The sequence below is a fragment of the Streptomyces albus subsp. albus genome (assembly GCF_000719865.1).
Taxonomy (GTDB): Bacteria; Actinomycetota; Actinomycetes; order Streptomycetales; family Streptomycetaceae; genus Streptomyces; species Streptomyces albus_E.
Window position 1 is genome coordinate 399120 of record NZ_JOID01000001.1, and the last position, 16270, is coordinate 415389.

The following is a 16270-nucleotide window of genomic DNA, read 5'->3' on the forward strand; positions in this document are numbered from 1 at the left end:
TCTGTCAGGGGTACCCGCGCGGCCGGAGCCACGGGGGAGCTCTCGCGATGAGAAGAACGTTACTGCGCCTTGTCACTGTCCTCGGCATCGCCCTGCTGGCCGGACCGTTCGGCCCTGGGACCACGGAGAAGGCACAGGCCGCGACGAGCAACGGGAAGATCTACAACAAGGACGGCGACATCGTCATGGCGGCGTCCTTCAATTCCGGTCTGCACTACTACCACGAACACGAGAACGCCAGCCCTGACAAGCCCAACTTCTTCCAGGTGATGGACAAGTGCGACGACGGCGAAAGTCCCGTTGTCAGCTGGACGATCGAGGGACGGGCCGTCGACGGCTGGAGCGCGGAGGACTGCACCGGCGGCCTGCTCCCCTTCAAGCTGTACTCGGTCGAGACCGGCTACAAAGAGTCGGTCATGGCGTCCGTGCAGTGGCACCTCACCGCCAAGGACGCCGACGGCAACCAGCTCGGCAGCACCAACGTGAAGAACGACTGGGCCGGCTCCTACACCGACGACGGCAGCGACCTGTACACGCATGCCAGCATCTACCGCGACGAGTACGACACCGATGGGGACACTTTGGTCCTGACCATCGTCCCCACGGAGAAGGCGAAGGGGCTCGATGTCGCCGCCATCGTCGACTCCTACACAGCACAGATCTGGGATCACGTATCGGATCGCCTCACGCGGCCGGGCACTGTCACCGACGATCAGACGGAGTCGCTCTACAAGCAGCTGTGGTGCCATGTCAGGTTCAACGCCTACGGCATCCTCGGAGGCCACACCTGGGACCTGGAGGCGGAGCGTCCGAATCTCGACTGGGAGCTGGTGACAGAAGACATCGCCATCCACGGCTGCAACTGGGGTACGACGGAGGACCAGGGGTGGTACAGCCGCCCGCCCATCGACGGCGGCGACCCCGAGAACCTCGCCCCCATGGTCGATGCCGGCCCCAACGTAAGCATCGACGAGGGTTCCGCAGTCACCCTCAAGGGCACGGCCGCCGACGACGGTGGCACCCCTGCCACGGAGTGGACGTACACCCCGGGCGACAACGTCGATGAGGGCGCTGTCTGCACCTTCGCCGACCCCACAGCCCCCCGCACCACCTTCACCTGCACCGACGACGGCACGTACACGGTGAAGCTGACCGCGGACGACGGCGTCAACCAGCCCGTCAGCGACCGCGCCACCGTCACCGTCCGCAACGTCGCCCCGACGCTGGACGTGACCGTGCCCGTGGACTGGGACGTCCACCGCGTCGAGAACGAGGTCCCCGTATCGGCCTCCTTCACCGATCCCGGCGGCAACGACACCCACACCTGCAAGATCACCTGGGACGACGGCAGCACCTCCAACTTTCCTGCGAAGGAAAGCCGTTGCGACAGCAGCCACGTCTACGACCATGCAGGCATGGACACCGTCTCCGTCGAGGTCACCGACGACGACGGCGGCAAGGACGCCGCGGAGCGCATGGTCGTCGTCTACGACCCGCGCGCCGGTCTCGCCTCCGGTGCCGGAACCCTGGACGACGGCCTGGGCTTCACCGCCCTGGCCAAATACGCGACGGCGGGCTCCACTGCGCCCACCGGGGCGGTCAAGCTCTCCGTGCCCACCGCAACCGGTCGGCTCACCATGGTTTCCACCGACCTCGACTGGCTGGTGATCACCCCGGACGCCAAGGCCGCTGTCAAGGGCCGCTCCGCGACCCATGGCTTCCTCGGCTACTTGGAGTCGGGCCGCTTCCGCGGCGTGACCTGGCCGCTTTCCCAGGGTGAGATCCCGCCCACCGCCCCCTCCTACGACAGCACCCCAAGGGCAAGCTGGGACCTGGACGCTGCGCAGCCGAAACCCCTTCGTACCGGCCTCACCGTGATCGACACGGGCTGGCTCCCGGGCCTGCCCCAGCTCCCCGCCCCGCTCGGCGACACCGTGGGCAACCTCCTCGACACCTTGCCCGCCCTCCGCCTGGACCTGACGGGGGACACGGCGGCCCGACCCGCGCAGCGCACGAGTATGAGCATGTCCCGGTAGCCGGTGGCCGGCCGGGCGGCCGTGACCGGGGTTCGTCGAGGTTTCCGGTCGGCGTCCTGCCGCCCGGCTCGGTGCGCGCGGTGCGGCAGCCCTCGGAGCCGGTTTCCGTGGCGGTACCGCTGCGAGTGAGCAGCCAGGTCGTGATGGCCGCGCGGAGGCAGGGGCGAGCCGGTGACGGTCGTAGTCCAGCGGCAGCGACCAACCGGCCTGGCCGTCTCCCTCCGGAGCCCCGGAGACTGCCGTGGCCCACGATGAGGGCCCGCCCGAGACGAGGGAGAGCGCGGTGGCTGCCATGGGGAATCCACTCGGCGAGACTGGAGGCATGGACGCGACGACCACCGCGCCCCGCGCCGAGGTACTGCGGGACCGTTACCGCAAGAGGCTGCCCGAGCGACTGCAGGAGCTGACCGGCCCTGTCGATGGCACCGTCGACCTGCCGCTCCACATCGTCTGGTCCGGGCGGACGAGCTACAGCCTGGACCGTCCGAAGTCTCGCATGACGCTCTACCGGACCGTCCTCGCAGAGGGCCTGCGCGAGGACCTGGCGGCTCTCCTCCACCACCGGCTGCTGGCCGAGCAGTGGCCCGTTCTGCGTCGCCTGGTCAGCCCCTGCATTCGCGAGGTCTGGGAGGACGCCTTCCCCGAGCTCCACCGCACCACCGCGACCACCGCGACCGCCGCGTGAAGCTCACGCCGCTCCACGAGCGTCTGCTTGCCGACATCCTCGACCTCGGCTCCCCCTATCCTCTGGTTCTCACCGGCGGATACGCCGTGCAAGCCCACGGCCTGGTCGAACGCTTCAGCCGTGACCTCGACGTCGCCACAGAGATCCATGCCCCGATGGACGATGAACAAGGGCCCCACCTCTTCTCCGACGTGATCACACGTGGCGTCAGCGGGAGCGGGGCGCGGCCGAAGTCGTCATAGGCGCTTGCGACTTGGCGCCGGAGGGCCGGGAGCGCAGCCGTCTGGCGGACCGGCCGTTCCGGCAGGGCGCTCGCGTCGCCGACGGGCGCAGTCAACGTTTGACACGGCTGCGGATCGCCAGGACCGCCGGGACCGCACCGCCGAGCCGAGGGCGGCATTCACGGACGATCTTCCAGGTCTTCATCCGGGCGAAGACGTGCTCTCGAAGCGCCCCACCGGAACGAGGTGGTTAGGCTCGCCCCATGACGGAGCCGCCCCTGACCGAAGCCGAGATCGTCGAGGCCGAACGGGAACTCGGTGTGTCCCTTCCCGGGGAGTATCGCGCGTATCTGCGCGAGGTGAGCGCGGGCGGGGCGCTCCTCCGGCTCGAGCGGACCGGACGTGGTTGGTGGTGGGCCGGGAACAACGAGGGGCGACGCGAGCTGCTGGCGATTCCCTTTCCGCATCCCGACTCCTACGCCGAGGCCGATCACGAACTGATGGCCCGTGAGCCGCAGGCTGATGCGTTCGAGGACGACGCCGCGTACCGGGAGGCCCGGTGTGCCTGGGACGACGAGGCCGACAGGTTCGAGGACTTGAAAACGGCCGGTGCGGTCGTCATCCAGGAGCACGGTTGCGGCTTCTCCACCTTGTTGGCCTTGACCGGCTCTCTGGCCGGCACGGTTTGGTGGGACGGACGGGCCACCTGTGACCGGATCGTCCCGCTGTCCTTGGACCACGTCGGTGGCGCCCGGCCCATTCGATTCGGGGAGTGGTTGGACCTCGGTTCGTGGGCTCTCCTGCCGCCAGGCTGGGGGCCATCCCTTCCGTCAAGTCCTGTTGTTCACCGTTAGGTTCTGTCTTCCCGGCCGGCGTCGCGTCCGGATGAGGATGCCTGCGAGGTCGAGCGCGCCCTGGTGGACGATCGCGCGCATGCCGGTCCGTGTGGCCGGGCCGCGCCACTGCTTGAGGCAGTTGATGCAGCGCTCCAGCGCTCCACAGAGTTGCGCTGCTCGCATGCCTCGCTGTCCCGTCGAAGAAGGGCGGGCGGCCGCCGAATCGGCCTCGCCGCAGGCGATGGCCACACTCCGTGATGTGTTGCGGAGTGCCCGCGGGGACGCAGCTCGGTCGGCGACGGGCGGCCGCGCGCTGGAGCCGCTCACCTCGACGGTGCGGGTGCCCTCGTCGTCCGTGCGGACGATCCGCGCCTCGAACGGTGTGTCCTCGGCCAGGGCCGCACCCATTCTGGCGAGGGTCCACGCCGCCAGCCGTCGCCCTTCGTCGGGGGACGGCGTGCCCAGCCAGCGGAAACTGCCATGAGATCCGTTTCTCCCTCGGTCTGCCCGGAGGACACCCACTGCACGTACAGCAGACGGTCCGGGCGCCGGTGCGTTGCTGTGGCGGTGACCTCCATGGTGTACCGCCTGTGCCGTCCCCGAGTGATGCGGCGGTTCTGGAGATGCATCCGCACCCTTGACCGCACGGCCCCTCCTCACGGAGCGACCGCCCGCACAAGGAGTGTCCCGATGTGCCCGGGGTGCGGCGCGTCGATGACCCGTGCGTCGGCCGTGGCGAACCCGGCCCGGGTGAGCAGGCGTTCCCAGACGGCCGGGCGGTAGCTGTAGCGGTAGGTGAACATCGCCTTTCCGGCGAAGCCGCCCTTATACATGCCCTGCGGCCCGTACGCGCCGGGGATGGCCGGCGGCTGCGAGAACGCGAAGACGCCACCGGGTCGGAGCCGCCTGCGGACGAGAGGGAAGAGACGGCCCGGGTCGGCGAACCAGGCGGCTCCGAAGATCGAGTAGACGGCGTCGTAAACCTCCTCGTGCCCGCTCAGGTACGCCAGCACTTCGGAACACACGAACTCCGCGCCGGTACCCGCCCACTTGGTGGTGGTCTTCTCCACCATGACCGGAGACAGATCGACGCCGCGGGCGGCGATGCCCTGCCGGGCGAGGTGGGCGAGGGCGCGGCCGGTGCCGCAGCCGATCTCCAGCACGGAGCGCGGGTTCCCCAGGAGCTCCGGGCCGGGCCCGTGGCCGGCGTACTGGGTCCAGCAGAAGCCCGGCTCCGCGTCTTCCTTGAAGGCGGAGGCGGCGAAGGTGTCCCACAGCTCCGTCTCGGCGGCGATGTCGTGGTGTGCGGGCAAGGCGATTCCTCTTCACAGGGGGACGGCCCCTGTCCACCGGAGAACCGAGGGCAGGGGCCAGGGCAGGACGGTTCAGTGACTGTCGGGGACCTTGTTGTCGCACGGCGAGCATTCCGCGCCGTCGATCGCCCACAGCTCCGCGTCGACGGCGAAGCCGATGGACGTCAGGAAGTCCGCCGTGCGCAGGCACAGGCCGTCGCGGCGACGCTCGATGAAGGGTGCGTGGTGCTTGTAGCGGCCCTCGTTGTACACGTCGCAGAGGGCCCACCACACCGGCGTGTCCAGGATGAGCTGGTGAACGCCGATGTCGACGAGCTTGCCGACTCCGAGGTGGACCTCCGGATGTTCCATGCAGCCGATGGTGTACATGACGGCGTTGCCGAGGATGCGTTGCGCCATGTCGCGGACCATCGTGTGGTCGCGCAGCAGCAGGGCCACCTCGCGGTCCCACAGGGTCATGCCGCTGTCCAGCACGTTGATCGTCAGGTGCTGGACGCGGGGCTGGACCGCGTTGAGGAGTTCTTTCGGATCCCGCGTGCGGGTGCCGACGGGCCGGTCGAGTGTGACGGTCATGAACTACTCCTTCGGAGATGCGGGGAAGGGTCGTGTGGTGCCATACCGCTGCGAGCCCGTCCCGCCTGTCAGCCCCTGCTGGGCTGGAGTGCGGCACGGGCGACTTGCACATCCCGCTTCAGCGAGGGCTACTCACTGGAGCCGGGGGCTCGGATGGAGCCCGGCGGTTACCTGGACAGCAGATCGCCTTGAACAGGACGTTAAAGGCGAGTCGTTGACCGGCGGTACGCTGTTTTCGCGAATTTGCTCACCGCGCGCCCGAGATTGCTGATGTTTTCTCCCGCACCCTGCCTGTCCCCGTGGTGCCGGGCCGGACTCCCCAGCGATGCTGAGGGGACCGAACCCGCGGAAGGAAGAGCCCTCATGACTCGTCGGTTGCGCTTCACCGGCACAGACAGCAAGGTCGACGGCTGCCCCGCCCTGCACACGGACGAAGACACCGGCGAGATCATCGTTCAGGGCACACCCGTTACCGACCCCGAAGACCTCGCACAGCTCCGGCACTTCGGAGCCGGCGAGGCAGCGGTGGCCGTGCCGCGCGAACTGCTCGTGAACTGGGGACCGAAGGAGTTGGAGCGAGTGCCGGAACGCGTCGACCGGGCCACCTTCCGCCGCCTGTTCGAGACCTTCGAGCACACCGCCTGGCGGCTGGAAACGCGGCGCGGCTACGCCTCGGACCGGCAGGACCCCGACTTCCAGGCGTTCCTGGCCACCGGCTCCTCACCCTGCGACCCCGACGAACCCTGGTTCGCCAACATCAAGGCCCAGACGGCCAACGGTAAGACGGTCGGCCGGGTCCGCGTCGCCGATGACCCGCCCACCGAGGAGCAGCTGTTCCTGCTCGACTACGCCCGGCACAACGCCGCCGTCGGCGAGGACATCCGGTACCTGTGGCGCGAGGACGCCGTACGGACCGGCCTGCCCGCCGAGGATTTCTGGATCTTCGACTCACGGCTGGTCGCCCTGCTGCGCTTCGACGACGAGGACAACTTGCTCGACATCGAGCTGATCACCGAACCGGCCGAGGTCGTGCGCTACGCCATGGTGCGCGACGCGGCGATGCACCACGCGATCCCGCGCGACCGGTTCGCCGCGCAGGTGGCCCCGAAGGAATAGCGCGTGAACGGTGAGCACTGACTACCAGCAGGCACGGGCGGCGTTGGGGGCGCGGCTGCGCGAACTCCGTTTCACGTGTCCCGGTGGCCGGCTCACGGGCAGGCAGCTCGCGCGGCGGCTCGGCTGGCCGGGCTCCAAGGTGAGCAAACTGGAGAACGGCAGGCAGACGGCCACTCCCGAGGACCTGAGGGCGTGGGCGGACGCGACGGGGCAGCCGGAGGCGTACCCCGAACTCACCGCCCGGCTGGCCGGGTTCGAGTCGCACATCAGATCCTGGCGACGAGCGCTGGCGAACGGCTTCAAGCACCTTCACGAGGGGCTGAGCGCCGAGATCGATCGCACCTCGGAGATGTGGCTCTGGGAGGAGTCGGTGATCCCCGGACTCCTGCAAACCCCGGAGTACGCCCGGCACGTCGTCCAGCGGTACGCGGAGCTGCTGGGCGGAGCCGGCGACATCGAGGCGGCCGTCCGCTCACGGGTGAAGCGCCAGGAATGGCTGTACCGGTCCGGCCACAGGCTGCACGTGCTGATCTGGGAGGCCGCATTGCGGTCGCTGATCTGCCCGCCCTCGGTGCTGGCGAGCCAACTCGACCGCCTGAGCGGCGTGATCGGCATGGACACGGTGGAGCTGGGGATCATCCCCTTCACGGCGCCCGTCAAGATCGTGCCGGCCAACGGCTTCTGGGTGCTCGACGACCGGCTGGTCGTCGCCGAGGACTGGCACGCCGAACTGTGGCTGGACGATGCCGACAACATCGCCTTGTACAAGAAGGTCTGGCAGACCCTCGGCGAGTCGGCCGTACACGGGGCCGAGGCCCGCAACGTCATCAACTCGGCACGCCGGGCCCTATACCCGCGTTGACGCCGCTGCTGTGCGCGTGGGCGGGCGCGGTCAGCGTTTGAGACGGCTGCGGATCGCCAGGACCACCACGACCGCCACGCCGAGGGCGGCGGCCCCGGCCGGGCCGTCGGCGGCGGCGAGCTCACGGCGCCTGCTCAAGTAGCGCACGTCGTGCCCTTGTTCCTGGTCCGGCGTCGGATGACGGGCATGGGTCACCTCTGCCGGTTCCCCTGTCTTTTCGGGCTGCTGCCGCCCGCTGCGCGACCTGCTCGGGGTGGACGGCCGGGTTTGCCGGTCCTGAGCGGCCGGGCTGTTCCGAGTACGCTCCGTGATGTGGTGGGCAGTACCCCGGGGACGCGGCTCGGTCGGCGACGGGCGGCCGGGCGCGAGGGCGGAGCGGGGAGCGGGGACGGCGGGCAGTCGCTCAAATGTGCTGGTAGCGCGTCCATTTCTGGCTCGCGCCCTGCTCGCGGCGCCGGTACGGCGGAGCCGTGCGGACGGGGGTATGCGCCGGGGCCCGTACAGAATGCGTACGCGGCGTGCACGTACGGACACGAAGGGTGGACAGCGCGCGAAAATGTCCGTCACGCTGAGTGGTGAGCACGAGGGCCGTGGGGAGGGTCGCGGCCCGGTACGGAGGAAAGGGCGGCGGATGGACATCGTCGAAGGGGGCCCGGCCGCTGCGGCCGGGCACGAGGCGGAAACGGGAGCCGGAGGGGAAGCCGGGGCTGGAGACGTCGGCCTGCCGCAGCAGGGGCCGGCCGGGGAGTGGGAGCGGGAGCCGTGCCCCTCGGACAGCCTGCGGACGTTCGGCGCGTTCGTCCAGGCGCTGCGCGAGCACGCGGGGCTCAGCCGCACGGATCTCGGCGTCCGGGTGCACTTCTCCAAGCACACGGTCGAGTCGGTGGAGTTGGGACGCCGGATGCCGGACCCGAGGTTCGTGGAGCGGGCAGAGGCAGCCCTCGGCAACACCGGCGCCCTCCGGAAGGCCGCCCGCCACCTCACCCGGGGCGAGCCGGGGCTCGCGGCCTGGTTCCGGCGGTGGGCGCGATTGGAACGGGAGGCGGTGAGTCTGTGTACGTACGAGAACCGGCTGGTGCCGGGCTTGTTGCAGTCGGAGGCTTATGCGCGGGCCGTGTTCGACAACAGCATTCCGCTGCTGACCGACGAGCAGACGGAGGCTCAGCTCACCGCGCGAATGCAACGGCAGGCGATGTTGCGCGACCGCCCCACCGTGCCGTTCAGCTTCATCGTGGAAGAGTCGGTTTTCCGACGCAGGCTTGGCGGTGCGCAGGTGCAGTCGAGCATGTTGGATCACGTGCTTGAGGTCACGGCACCCCGCAATGTGTCGCTTCAAGTGGTGCCTCTGGCATCAGAGTTCCATGGGTGCCTGGATGGACCTGTCCAGGTTGTGGAGACCCCGGAGGGGCGGCGGCTCGGGTACTCCGAAGGCCAGCAGAACGGTCGGCTGATCTCCGACCCGAAAGAGGTGAGTCTGCTCTGCCGACGCTATGACACACTGCGCTCGCAGGCCCTCAACCCCCAGGAATCCAGGGACCTGTTGGAGCGACTGCGAGGAGAGCGATGAACAGCGGCAAGGCGGAACTCCCCTGGTTCAAGTCCAGCTACAGCGGCACCCAGGGTGACAGCTGCGTGGAGGTGGCCATAGCTGAACAGGGCGTCCACGTACGGGACTCGAAGGACGTAACCATCCCGGCCTTCATGGTCGGACGCGAGGAGTGGGCGTCGTTCCTCGGGTTCGTGTCGGAGCGGTGAGCGGCTGATGCGCGGTGAGACGGAACTCGCCTGGTTCAAGTCGAGCTACAGCGGCGGCGAGGGCGACAGTTGCGTGGAGGTCGCGAACACCCAACAGGCCGTCTACGTACGGGACTCCAAGGACACGGCCCGCCCGGCCTTCACCGTCGGCCGCGAAGGATGGGCGTCCTTCCTCGGGTTCGCGTCGGGACAGTGAGCGTTTGGTGTGCCGTCCGCCGCCGGGATACCGGAGAGGCGGACGGCACACTTTTCTTTTCGCCGCACCCGCGACACGTGCCTCCGTGGCCCGAGAGCTTCCACCGTCCGCCCCGGACCGGTCGGCTGACTGACTGAGTGACGTGACCCTGGGTCCACAGTGACACTTGCAGCAGATAGCCGCCCCGCGACGCAGTGGCCATGACGGGCGGCCGGCTCCTCGTGCCCGCCCCGAGGGCCGGACGGCGGGCGCCACGGGTCTGAGACTTCCGGCGCACAGCGCTGAGACTCCCGGGCGCACACCAAGGACAGCGGCGACTACCGCCGCCACACCACGCCGGACCATGGGCCCGGACGAGCACCGGGCCGCGGTTCCGCGACGGGCACCGGGCCGCGGTTCTGGAAGCCCCACAGCCACCCGTACGGTCCTCGCCCTCCCGGACGCCGCCGGGTCGCGATCCGGCCTCCCTCCCCCCGCTCCGGACGTCCGGGGCGGACACCCCTGCGCGGCCCTCCGCGAGCGGCCATCCGTGACCGGCCGTCCCGTCGAGCGCCCGCCCCCGTTCATCTCCCGCCCCGCCCCGCCCCGTTCCGGCGCAACGCGCCGCTGAATTCCCGTGCGGGGCGCAGCCGTTTCCGCCGCCTTCAGAGACTTTCCCGGTACTCCATCCGGTATCGCCTCCGACGCCTCTCCGGGGTCATTATCATGGCGCGCCGAACATCACATTTCCGCAGGAATGCGGAGCGGGATTGTTACCTTCTCATCTCGGTCGATGACATGAAGAATCTGGGCCATCCGGGTCATCGCCCTTCGCGATCCATCCAGTAAGCCCCACGGGAGTGCCCCCGATGGCGTCACCGAAATCCGTCACCCCGAAGGCCGGGGAATCGCAATCGCCCGTCCCCGATTCCCTTCCGGTGTCCCCGGCCTACGATTACGAGCGGTACAGCAGACTCGCGGGGCCGCTCACCGACCCGGACGGGGGAAGCACGCCGTACCGGGTGGCCTACCGCAGTCTGCTGGCCCAGGAACCACACCGGATCCGCGCCACCCTGCTGCTCTGCGCGGCCCCCCTGGTCTCGGCGCTGCTCCTCTTCTGGCTGCTCCAGCCGGACCACTGGGTGGAGCGCCCGTACGTCTCCGGCTGGGAGTCGGCCGCGGACACGGCGATGCTCGTCTCCATCGGCCTCATCGAGTTCTTCCGGCTGTGCACGGTCTTCTCCAACGCCCACGCGACGCTCGTCGCCCGCGACCCCGTGCCCGTCACCCCGGAGCCCGGTACCCGGGTCGCCTTCCTGACCTCGTTCGTGCCCGGCAAGGAGCCGATCGAGATGGTCACCCGGACCCTGGAGGCCGCCGTCCGCGTCCGGCACCGCGGCACCGTGCACGTCTGGCTCCTCGACGAGGGCGACGACCCGGCGGCCCGCGCCGTCTGCGCCCGCCTCGGCGTCCGCCACTTCACCCGCAAGGGCGTCGAGAAGTGGAACCGGCCCTCCGGCCCGCACCGCGCCCGGACCAAGCACGGCAACTACAACGCCTGGCTGGACGCCCACGGCGGGGACTACGACTTCTTCGCCTCCGTCGACACCGACCACGTGCCGCTCCCCAACTATCTGGAGCGGATGCTCGGTTACTTCCGCGACCCGGACGTCGCCTTCGTCATCGGCCCCCAGGTCTACGGGAATTACGACACCGCCGTCACCAAGGCCGCGGAAAGCCAGCAGTTCCTCTTCCACGCGCTGATCCAGCGGGCCGGGAACGCCTATGGCTCGCCCATGTTCGTCGGCACCTCCAACGCCGTCCGCGTCAAGGCCATCCAGGGAATCGGCGGCCTCTACGACTCCATCACCGAGGACATGGCGACCGGCTTCGAGATCCACCGGGCCAGGAATCCGGAGACCGGACGGAAATGGCGCTCCGTCTACACCCCGGACGTGCTCGCCGTCGGCGAGGGTCCGGCCGCCTGGACGGATTTCTTCACCCAGCAGCTCCGCTGGTCCCGGGGCACCTACGAAACGATTCTCAAACAGTTCTGGAAGGCCCCGTTCTCCCTTTCCCCGGGGCGGCTGCTCAATTACACGCTGATGATCGTCTATTACCCGATGACGGCTCTCAACTGGCTTCTCGCCGCGCTGAGTTGCGTGCTCTTCCTCGTCGTCGGCGCCTCCGGCCTGCACGTTCCCGCCGAGATCTGGCTGATGCTGTACAGCGACGCGGCCGCCCTGCAGATCGGCCTCTACATCTGGAACCGCCGGCACAACGTCTCCCCGCACGAGCCGGAGGGGTCCGGCGGACTCGCCGGCATGGCGATGTCCGCGCTCTCCGCGCCCGTCTACGCCAAGTCGCTGATCGACGCCGTGCTGCGCCGCAAGAGCTCCTTCGTGGTGACGCCCAAGGGCGACTCGGCCAGCCCCGACCGGCTCGCCACCTTCCGGATCCACCTCTGCTGGGCCCTGGTCTTCGGGGGCTCCGTGGTGGCCGCGCTCTTCCTCGGCCATCTCCACGCCGCCATAACGGCCTGGGCCCTACTCGCCCTCGCCCTGTGCCTCGCCCCCGTGCTCGTCTGGGCCGCCGGCGAACGGCGGCCGCGGGCCGAGGACGCCGCGCGGCCCGCCGTGCCCGCGGCCCGCGCGGACTCCCCGACCGCGGAAGCCCCGGCGGGCTCCGCCCCGCGCCCGGCGGGGACGGACGCCTCCCGGCGCGGCCCGGAGCGCTCCCCCGGCCCCGTAACCACCCCCGCAACCGCCGCCGTACCTGCCGCCTCCGGGACGTGCGCGAAGGCCGCCGCGGCCCCGGCGGCGGAGCGTGACGCCCCCGCAGAGAAGGACCCGCTGTGCGCCATCTGATCAGCCCCCGCTTCCGCACCACGGCCCTCGGAGCGGCCGCCTTCCTCACCCTCGCCGGGCTCAACGCCCCCGCCGCCATCAGCTACGCCGAGCGCACCTACCACGCCTACAAGATCGAACAGCCGGAGTACAAGGCCCGGTACGGCCACTGGGAGCTGCTCGGCGTCCCCGAGAAATACCGCGTCAACGCCATCCACGCGGCACTGCTGCGCACCGGCAAGGTGCTGCTGATCGCCGGGTCCGGCAACAACGAGAAGATGTTCGAGGCGGGCACCTTCAAGACGCTGCTGTGGGACCCGGCCGAGAACACCTTCCGGCTGATCCCCACCCCCGAGGACCTGTTCTGCTCCGGCCACGCCCAGCTCCCCAGCGGCAAGCTGCTGGTGGCCGGCGGCACGGCCCGCTACGAGGTGCTGGACGGCAAGGTCGAACGCGCGGGCGGCGGAATGCTCGTCAAGAACGAGGACCCGGACCGGCCGCACCACTTCCCGCGCGGCACCGTCTTCCGCTCCCCGGACGGCAAGGAGTACCGCACCACCCGGGCCTTCGAACTCCCCGCCGCCGAGAAGAAGAAGCGCAAGGGCGGCAGGGTCACCGTCACGGCGAGCGAGGAGCGCGTCTTCGTCGAAGCGGTGCGGAAAGGAAAGAGCCAGGTCACCCGGCGCCCCGACCAGTACACCGTCGACGGGCTGAGGGGCGCGGACCGGCGGAACGTCTACGGGCTCGCGCAGTCCCTCACCCTGGACAAGCAGGACTACCACGGCCTGGACGTGGCCTACGAGTTCGACCCCGTGGCCGAGCGGTACCTGCCGGTCGACCCGATGGCGGAGGCCCGCTGGTACCCGACCCTCGCCACTCTCGAGGACGGCCGGGTCCTCGCCGTCTCCGGCCTGGACGAGATCGGCCAGGTCGTCCCCGGCAAGAACGAGATCTTCGACCCGGAGACCCGCACCTGGTCGCCCGCGCCGGAACGCTACTTCCCCACCTATCCGGCGCTCTTCCTCACCCGCGGCGGGGACCTCTTCTACTCCGGCTCCAACGCCGGTTACGGCCCCGCCGACAAGGGCCGCGCGCCGGGCCTGTGGAACGTGGAGAAGAACACCTTCCGCCCGGTGCCCGGCCTCGCCGACCAGGACCAGCTGGAGACCTCCGCCTCGGTGCTGCTGCCGCCCGCCCAGGAGCAGAAGGTGATGGTGCTCGGCGGCGGGGGCGTCGGCGAGTCCGCGAAGTCCACCGCGCGCACCGCCGTGGCCGATCTGGCGCGGAAGGACCCGCGCTTCACCCCCGGGCCCGATCTGCCGCAGGGCACCCGCTACCTCTCCAGCGTGCTGCTGCCCGACGACACCGTCTTCACCACCGGCGGCTCCGAGGACTACCGCGGCAAGGGCGACAGCGACATCCACAAGGCGCAGTTCTACCTGCCGCGGAAGAACGCCTTCCGGCCCGCCGCCTCCCCGGTCGTGGGCCGCAACTACCACTCCGAGGCGCTGCTGCTGCCCGACGGGCGGGTGGCCACCTTCGGCTCCGACCCGCTCTACGCCGACCCGGAGAACAACCAGCCGGGCACGTTCGAGCAGCGCGTCGAGATCTTCTCGCCGCCCTATCTGCACCGGGGCGAGCGGCCGCGGATCACCGGCGGGCCGGACCGGGCGGAGCGCGGGGAGACGGCCGTCTTCTCCGTCGAGTCCGCGCGGCGCCCGGCCCGGGCCCGGCTGATCCGGCCGAGCGCCGTCACGCACACCACGGACGTCGAGCAGCGCTCCGTCGAGCTGGGCCTGGAGCGGCGGCGCGGCGGGCGGCTGGCGCTGACCGTGCCCCGGGACCCGACGGTGGTGCCGCGCGGCTGGTACATGCTCTTCGTCACGGACTCCGCGGGTGTGCCGTCGGTTGCCCGCTGGGTGCACATCCGCTGACGGACCGCCCGGCCGCCGTCCCCCTCCGCGGCGGCCGGGCCCCGGCCCGGGACGGGCCCGGCCGGCTCACCGGTTGTACAGCTCGGCGATCTCGGCCGCGTACGCCTTGACTATGGCCGCCCGGCGGAGCTTCAGGGAGGGGGTCAGCAGGCCGCCCGCGACGGTGAAGTCGTGCGGCAGGACGCGGAAGGCGCGGATGGACTCGCTGCGGGAGACGGCGGTGTTGGCGCGGGACACCGCGCGCTGGATCTCCTCCTGGAGCTCGGCGTGGCGCACCACCACCCGCAGGTCCATGGGCTGCTGGAAGCGGAGCCGCTGCCAGTGGCCCACGGCCTCCTGGTCCAGGGTGATCAGGGCCGCGATGAACGGCCGGTTGTCGCCGACCACGAGGCAGCGCGAGATCAGCGGGTGCGAGCGGAGCCGTTCCTCCAGGACGAGCGGGGAGACGCTCTTGCCGCCGCTGGTGACGATGATGTCCTTCTTGCGGCCGGTGAGATGGAGGTAGCCGTCCTCGTCGAGATGGCCGATGTCCCCGGTGGCCAGCCAGCCGTCGTGGAGGACCTCCTCGGTGCCCTGCCGGTCGTCGAGGTAGCCGGCGAAAACGTTGTCGCCCCGGACCCAGATCTCGCCGTCCTCCGCGATGTGCACGGCGCAGCCGGGCAGCGGGCGGCCGACGGTGCCGAACTTGGGGCGGCCGATGGGGTGTCCGGTGACGGCGGCGGCGGTCTCGGTGAGGCCGTAGCCGTCGTAGATGGTGACGCCGGCCCCGGAGAAGACCAGCCCGAGCTCCCGGGAGAGGGGTGATCCTCCGGAGACGGCGTGCCGCACCCGGCCCCCGAGGACGGCGCGCAGCCGGGCGTAGACGGTGCGCTCGTGCAGGGCGTGCTGGACGCGCAGCGCGGGGCCCGGTCCGGTGCCGCGGAGCAGGGAGCGCCGCTCGGCGGCCTCGGCGTAGCGCATGGCGACGTCCACGGCGTGGTCGAAGGCCTCCAGCTTCTCGGCCTCCTCGGCCCGCCGGCGGGCGGTGCGGTAGATCCGCTCGAAGATGTACGGCACGGCGAAGAGGAAGGTGGGCCGGAACGAGGCGAGGGCGGGGAGGAGTCCGGCGGCGGACAGGTCGGGCTGGTGGCCCAGGCGGACGCCGTGCCGCTGGCAGGCCACCTGCACCATCAGCCCGTAGATGTGGGACAGCGGCAGGAAGGCGAGCACGGCGGGCTGTTCGCCCGGTTCGGCGAGGAGTTCGCGCCAGCCCTCGATGAGGGTGTCGCACTCGAAGGCCAGATTGGCGTGGGTGATCACGCAGCCCCGGGGACGGCCGGTGGTGCCGGAGGTGTAGGTGATGGTGGCCGCCGAGCCGGGGCTGACCCCGGCGCGCATCCGGTGCACCAAGGCGTCGGGGATGCCGCGGCCCAGCGCGGACAGCTCCCGCACACAGCCCTCGTCGAGCTGCCAGATGCGGCGTAACCCGGGGAGGTCGTCGCAGATGGCGCCGACGGTCATCGCCTCGTCGGCGTGCTCGACGATCACGGCGGAGGCGCGGGTGTCGGAGAGGATCCAGTGCACCTGCTCGGCGGAGGAGGTGGGGTAGACGGGGACGAGCTGGGCGCCGATGGCCCAGAGGGCGTAGGAGAAGAGCGTCCACTCGTAGCGGGTGCGGGACATCACGGCGATCCGGTCGCCGGGCCGGACGCCGTCCGCGATGAGGCCCTTGGCCAGGGCGGTCACCTCGCTGCGGAAGCCCAGGGCCGTGACGGGGAGCCAGCGGATGCCGTCGGGGCCGTCCTCGCGCCGGGAGAACTGCACCCGGTCCGGGGCTCTTTCGGCGATCTCGTACACGGAATCCGCGAGACCTCCCGTGCGGAGCTTCTGCACCAGGGGCGGAAGGCTGAGTTCGCGCACCGCGTCACCTCTCTCGAAC

14 protein-coding genes and 2 pseudogenes are annotated in these 16270 nt (G+C 70.4%); 11 read left to right on the plus strand and 5 right to left on the minus strand.

The features are described 5' to 3' along the window. Positions 1-47 precede the first annotated feature (47 nt). The 4 genes and pseudogenes from IF83_RS0101800 to IF83_RS0101815 all read left to right on the plus strand — a co-directional run bounded on the left by IF83_RS0101800 (position 48) and on the right by IF83_RS0101815 (position 3796). Positions 48-2036, plus strand: coding sequence for a DUF2599 domain-containing protein (locus IF83_RS0101800; RefSeq protein ID WP_030542206.1), 1989 nt, complete (start codon positions 48-50; stop codon positions 2034-2036). A 322-nt stretch (positions 2037-2358) separates the two neighbouring features. Continuing rightward, the gene (locus IF83_RS0101805) at positions 2359-2721 is read left to right on the plus strand and encodes a hypothetical protein (protein ID WP_030542207.1); all 363 of its coding nucleotides are present in this window, start codon (positions 2359-2361) and stop codon (positions 2719-2721) included. Then, positions 2718-2885: pseudogene (locus tag IF83_RS33990) on the plus strand (nucleotidyl transferase AbiEii/AbiGii toxin family protein); the annotation flags it as partial. The gene IF83_RS0101805 and the pseudogene IF83_RS33990, both read left to right, overlap by 4 nt. 320 nt (positions 2886-3205) lie before the next feature. Continuing rightward, a complete protein-coding gene (locus IF83_RS0101815) occupies positions 3206-3796 on the plus strand; it encodes an SMI1/KNR4 family protein (RefSeq protein WP_030542209.1) in 591 nt (196 codons plus the stop codon). Here IF83_RS0101815 and IF83_RS34480 read toward each other — a convergent pair. The 3 genes and pseudogenes from IF83_RS34480 to IF83_RS0101825 form a co-directional block, all read right to left on the minus strand. Next, positions 3773-4100 (minus strand): annotated as a pseudogene (locus IF83_RS34480) (hypothetical protein); the annotation flags it as partial. The gene IF83_RS0101815 and the pseudogene IF83_RS34480 overlap by 24 nt on opposite strands. Before the next feature lie 334 nt (positions 4101-4434). Continuing rightward, the gene (locus tag IF83_RS0101820) at positions 4435-5091 is read right to left on the minus strand and encodes a class I SAM-dependent DNA methyltransferase (protein WP_030542210.1); all 657 of its coding nucleotides are present in this window, start codon (positions 5089-5091) and stop codon (positions 4435-4437) included. 72 nt (positions 5092-5163) lie between these two features. After that, positions 5164-5664, minus strand: coding sequence for a hypothetical protein (locus IF83_RS0101825; protein WP_030542211.1), 501 nt, complete (start codon positions 5662-5664; stop codon positions 5164-5166). A 363-nt stretch (positions 5665-6027) separates the two neighbouring features. On the opposite strand from IF83_RS0101825, the gene IF83_RS0101830 reads away from it, so the two are divergent. Both IF83_RS0101830 and IF83_RS0101835 read left to right on the plus strand, forming a co-directional pair. Beyond that, on the plus strand, positions 6028-6780 hold the full coding sequence (locus IF83_RS0101830) for a DUF6879 family protein (protein ID WP_030542212.1): 753 nt from the start codon (positions 6028-6030) through the stop codon (positions 6778-6780). A 10-nt stretch (positions 6781-6790) separates the two neighbouring features. Then, on the plus strand, positions 6791-7642 hold the full coding sequence (locus IF83_RS0101835; RefSeq protein WP_030542213.1) for a helix-turn-helix domain-containing protein: 852 nt from the start codon (positions 6791-6793) through the stop codon (positions 7640-7642). 30 nt (positions 7643-7672) lie between these two features. Here IF83_RS0101835 and IF83_RS33560 read toward each other — a convergent pair whose 3' ends face one another. Then, positions 7673-7837: a hypothetical protein gene (locus IF83_RS33560; protein ID WP_158710974.1), complete on the minus strand. Its 165-nt coding sequence runs from the start codon at positions 7835-7837 to the stop codon at positions 7673-7675. A 436-nt stretch (positions 7838-8273) separates the two neighbouring features. Here IF83_RS33560 and IF83_RS0101845 point away from each other — a divergent pair, with 436 nt between their 5' ends. The 5 genes from IF83_RS0101845 (at position 8274) to glxA (ending at position 14352) form a co-directional block, all read left to right on the plus strand. Beyond that, positions 8274-9209, plus strand: coding sequence for a helix-turn-helix domain-containing protein (locus tag IF83_RS0101845; RefSeq protein ID WP_030542214.1), 936 nt, complete (start codon positions 8274-8276; stop codon positions 9207-9209). After that, positions 9206-9397 (plus strand): DUF397 domain-containing protein, encoded by a 192-nt coding sequence (locus IF83_RS0101850; RefSeq protein WP_030542215.1) that lies wholly within the window; start codon positions 9206-9208, stop codon positions 9395-9397. Before IF83_RS0101845 ends, IF83_RS0101850 begins: the two co-directional genes overlap by 4 nt. 7 nt (positions 9398-9404) lie before the next feature. Further along, positions 9405-9593, plus strand: a complete 189-nt coding sequence (locus tag IF83_RS0101855) for a DUF397 domain-containing protein (RefSeq protein ID WP_030542216.1) — start codon at positions 9405-9407, stop codon at positions 9591-9593. Positions 9594-10441: 848 nt separating this feature from the next. Next, positions 10442-12439, plus strand: a complete 1998-nt coding sequence (locus IF83_RS0101860; protein ID WP_078843062.1) for a glycosyltransferase family 2 protein — start codon at positions 10442-10444, stop codon at positions 12437-12439. After that, the gene (gene glxA, locus IF83_RS0101865) at positions 12427-14352 is read left to right on the plus strand and encodes a radical copper oxidase GlxA (protein ID WP_030542218.1); all 1926 of its coding nucleotides are present in this window, start codon (positions 12427-12429) and stop codon (positions 14350-14352) included. Before IF83_RS0101860 ends, glxA begins: the two co-directional genes overlap by 13 nt. A gap of 66 nt (positions 14353-14418) precedes the next feature. Here glxA and IF83_RS0101870 read toward each other — a convergent pair whose 3' ends face one another. Beyond that, on the minus strand, positions 14419-16251 hold the full coding sequence (locus IF83_RS0101870; RefSeq protein ID WP_030542219.1) for an AMP-dependent synthetase/ligase: 1833 nt from the start codon (positions 16249-16251) through the stop codon (positions 14419-14421). Positions 16252-16270 lie beyond the last annotated feature (19 nt).

What these genes read in the sequence shown, in the direction of transcription:
- IF83_RS0101800 (WP_030542206.1), top strand. Translation starts at nt 48, where the DNA reads ATGAGAAGAACGTTACTGCGCCTTGTCACTGTCCTCGGCATCGCCCTG.
- IF83_RS0101805 (WP_030542207.1), top strand. Translation starts at nt 2,359, where the DNA reads ATGGACGCGACGACCACCGCGCCCCGCGCCGAGGTACTGCGGGACCGT.
- IF83_RS0101815 (WP_030542209.1), top strand. Translation starts at nt 3,206, where the DNA reads ATGACGGAGCCGCCCCTGACCGAAGCCGAGATCGTCGAGGCCGAACGG.
- IF83_RS0101825 (WP_030542211.1), bottom strand. Translation starts at nt 5,664, where the DNA reads ATGACCGTCACACTCGACCGGCCCGTCGGCACCCGCACGCGGGATCCG.
- IF83_RS0101830 (WP_030542212.1), top strand. Translation starts at nt 6,028, where the DNA reads ATGACTCGTCGGTTGCGCTTCACCGGCACAGACAGCAAGGTCGACGGC.
- IF83_RS0101845 (WP_030542214.1), top strand. Translation starts at nt 8,274, where the DNA reads ATGGACATCGTCGAAGGGGGCCCGGCCGCTGCGGCCGGGCACGAGGCG.
- IF83_RS0101850 (WP_030542215.1), top strand. Translation starts at nt 9,206, where the DNA reads ATGAACAGCGGCAAGGCGGAACTCCCCTGGTTCAAGTCCAGCTACAGC.
- IF83_RS0101855 (WP_030542216.1), top strand. Translation starts at nt 9,405, where the DNA reads ATGCGCGGTGAGACGGAACTCGCCTGGTTCAAGTCGAGCTACAGCGGC.
- IF83_RS0101860 (WP_078843062.1), top strand. Translation starts at nt 10,442, where the DNA reads ATGGCGTCACCGAAATCCGTCACCCCGAAGGCCGGGGAATCGCAATCG.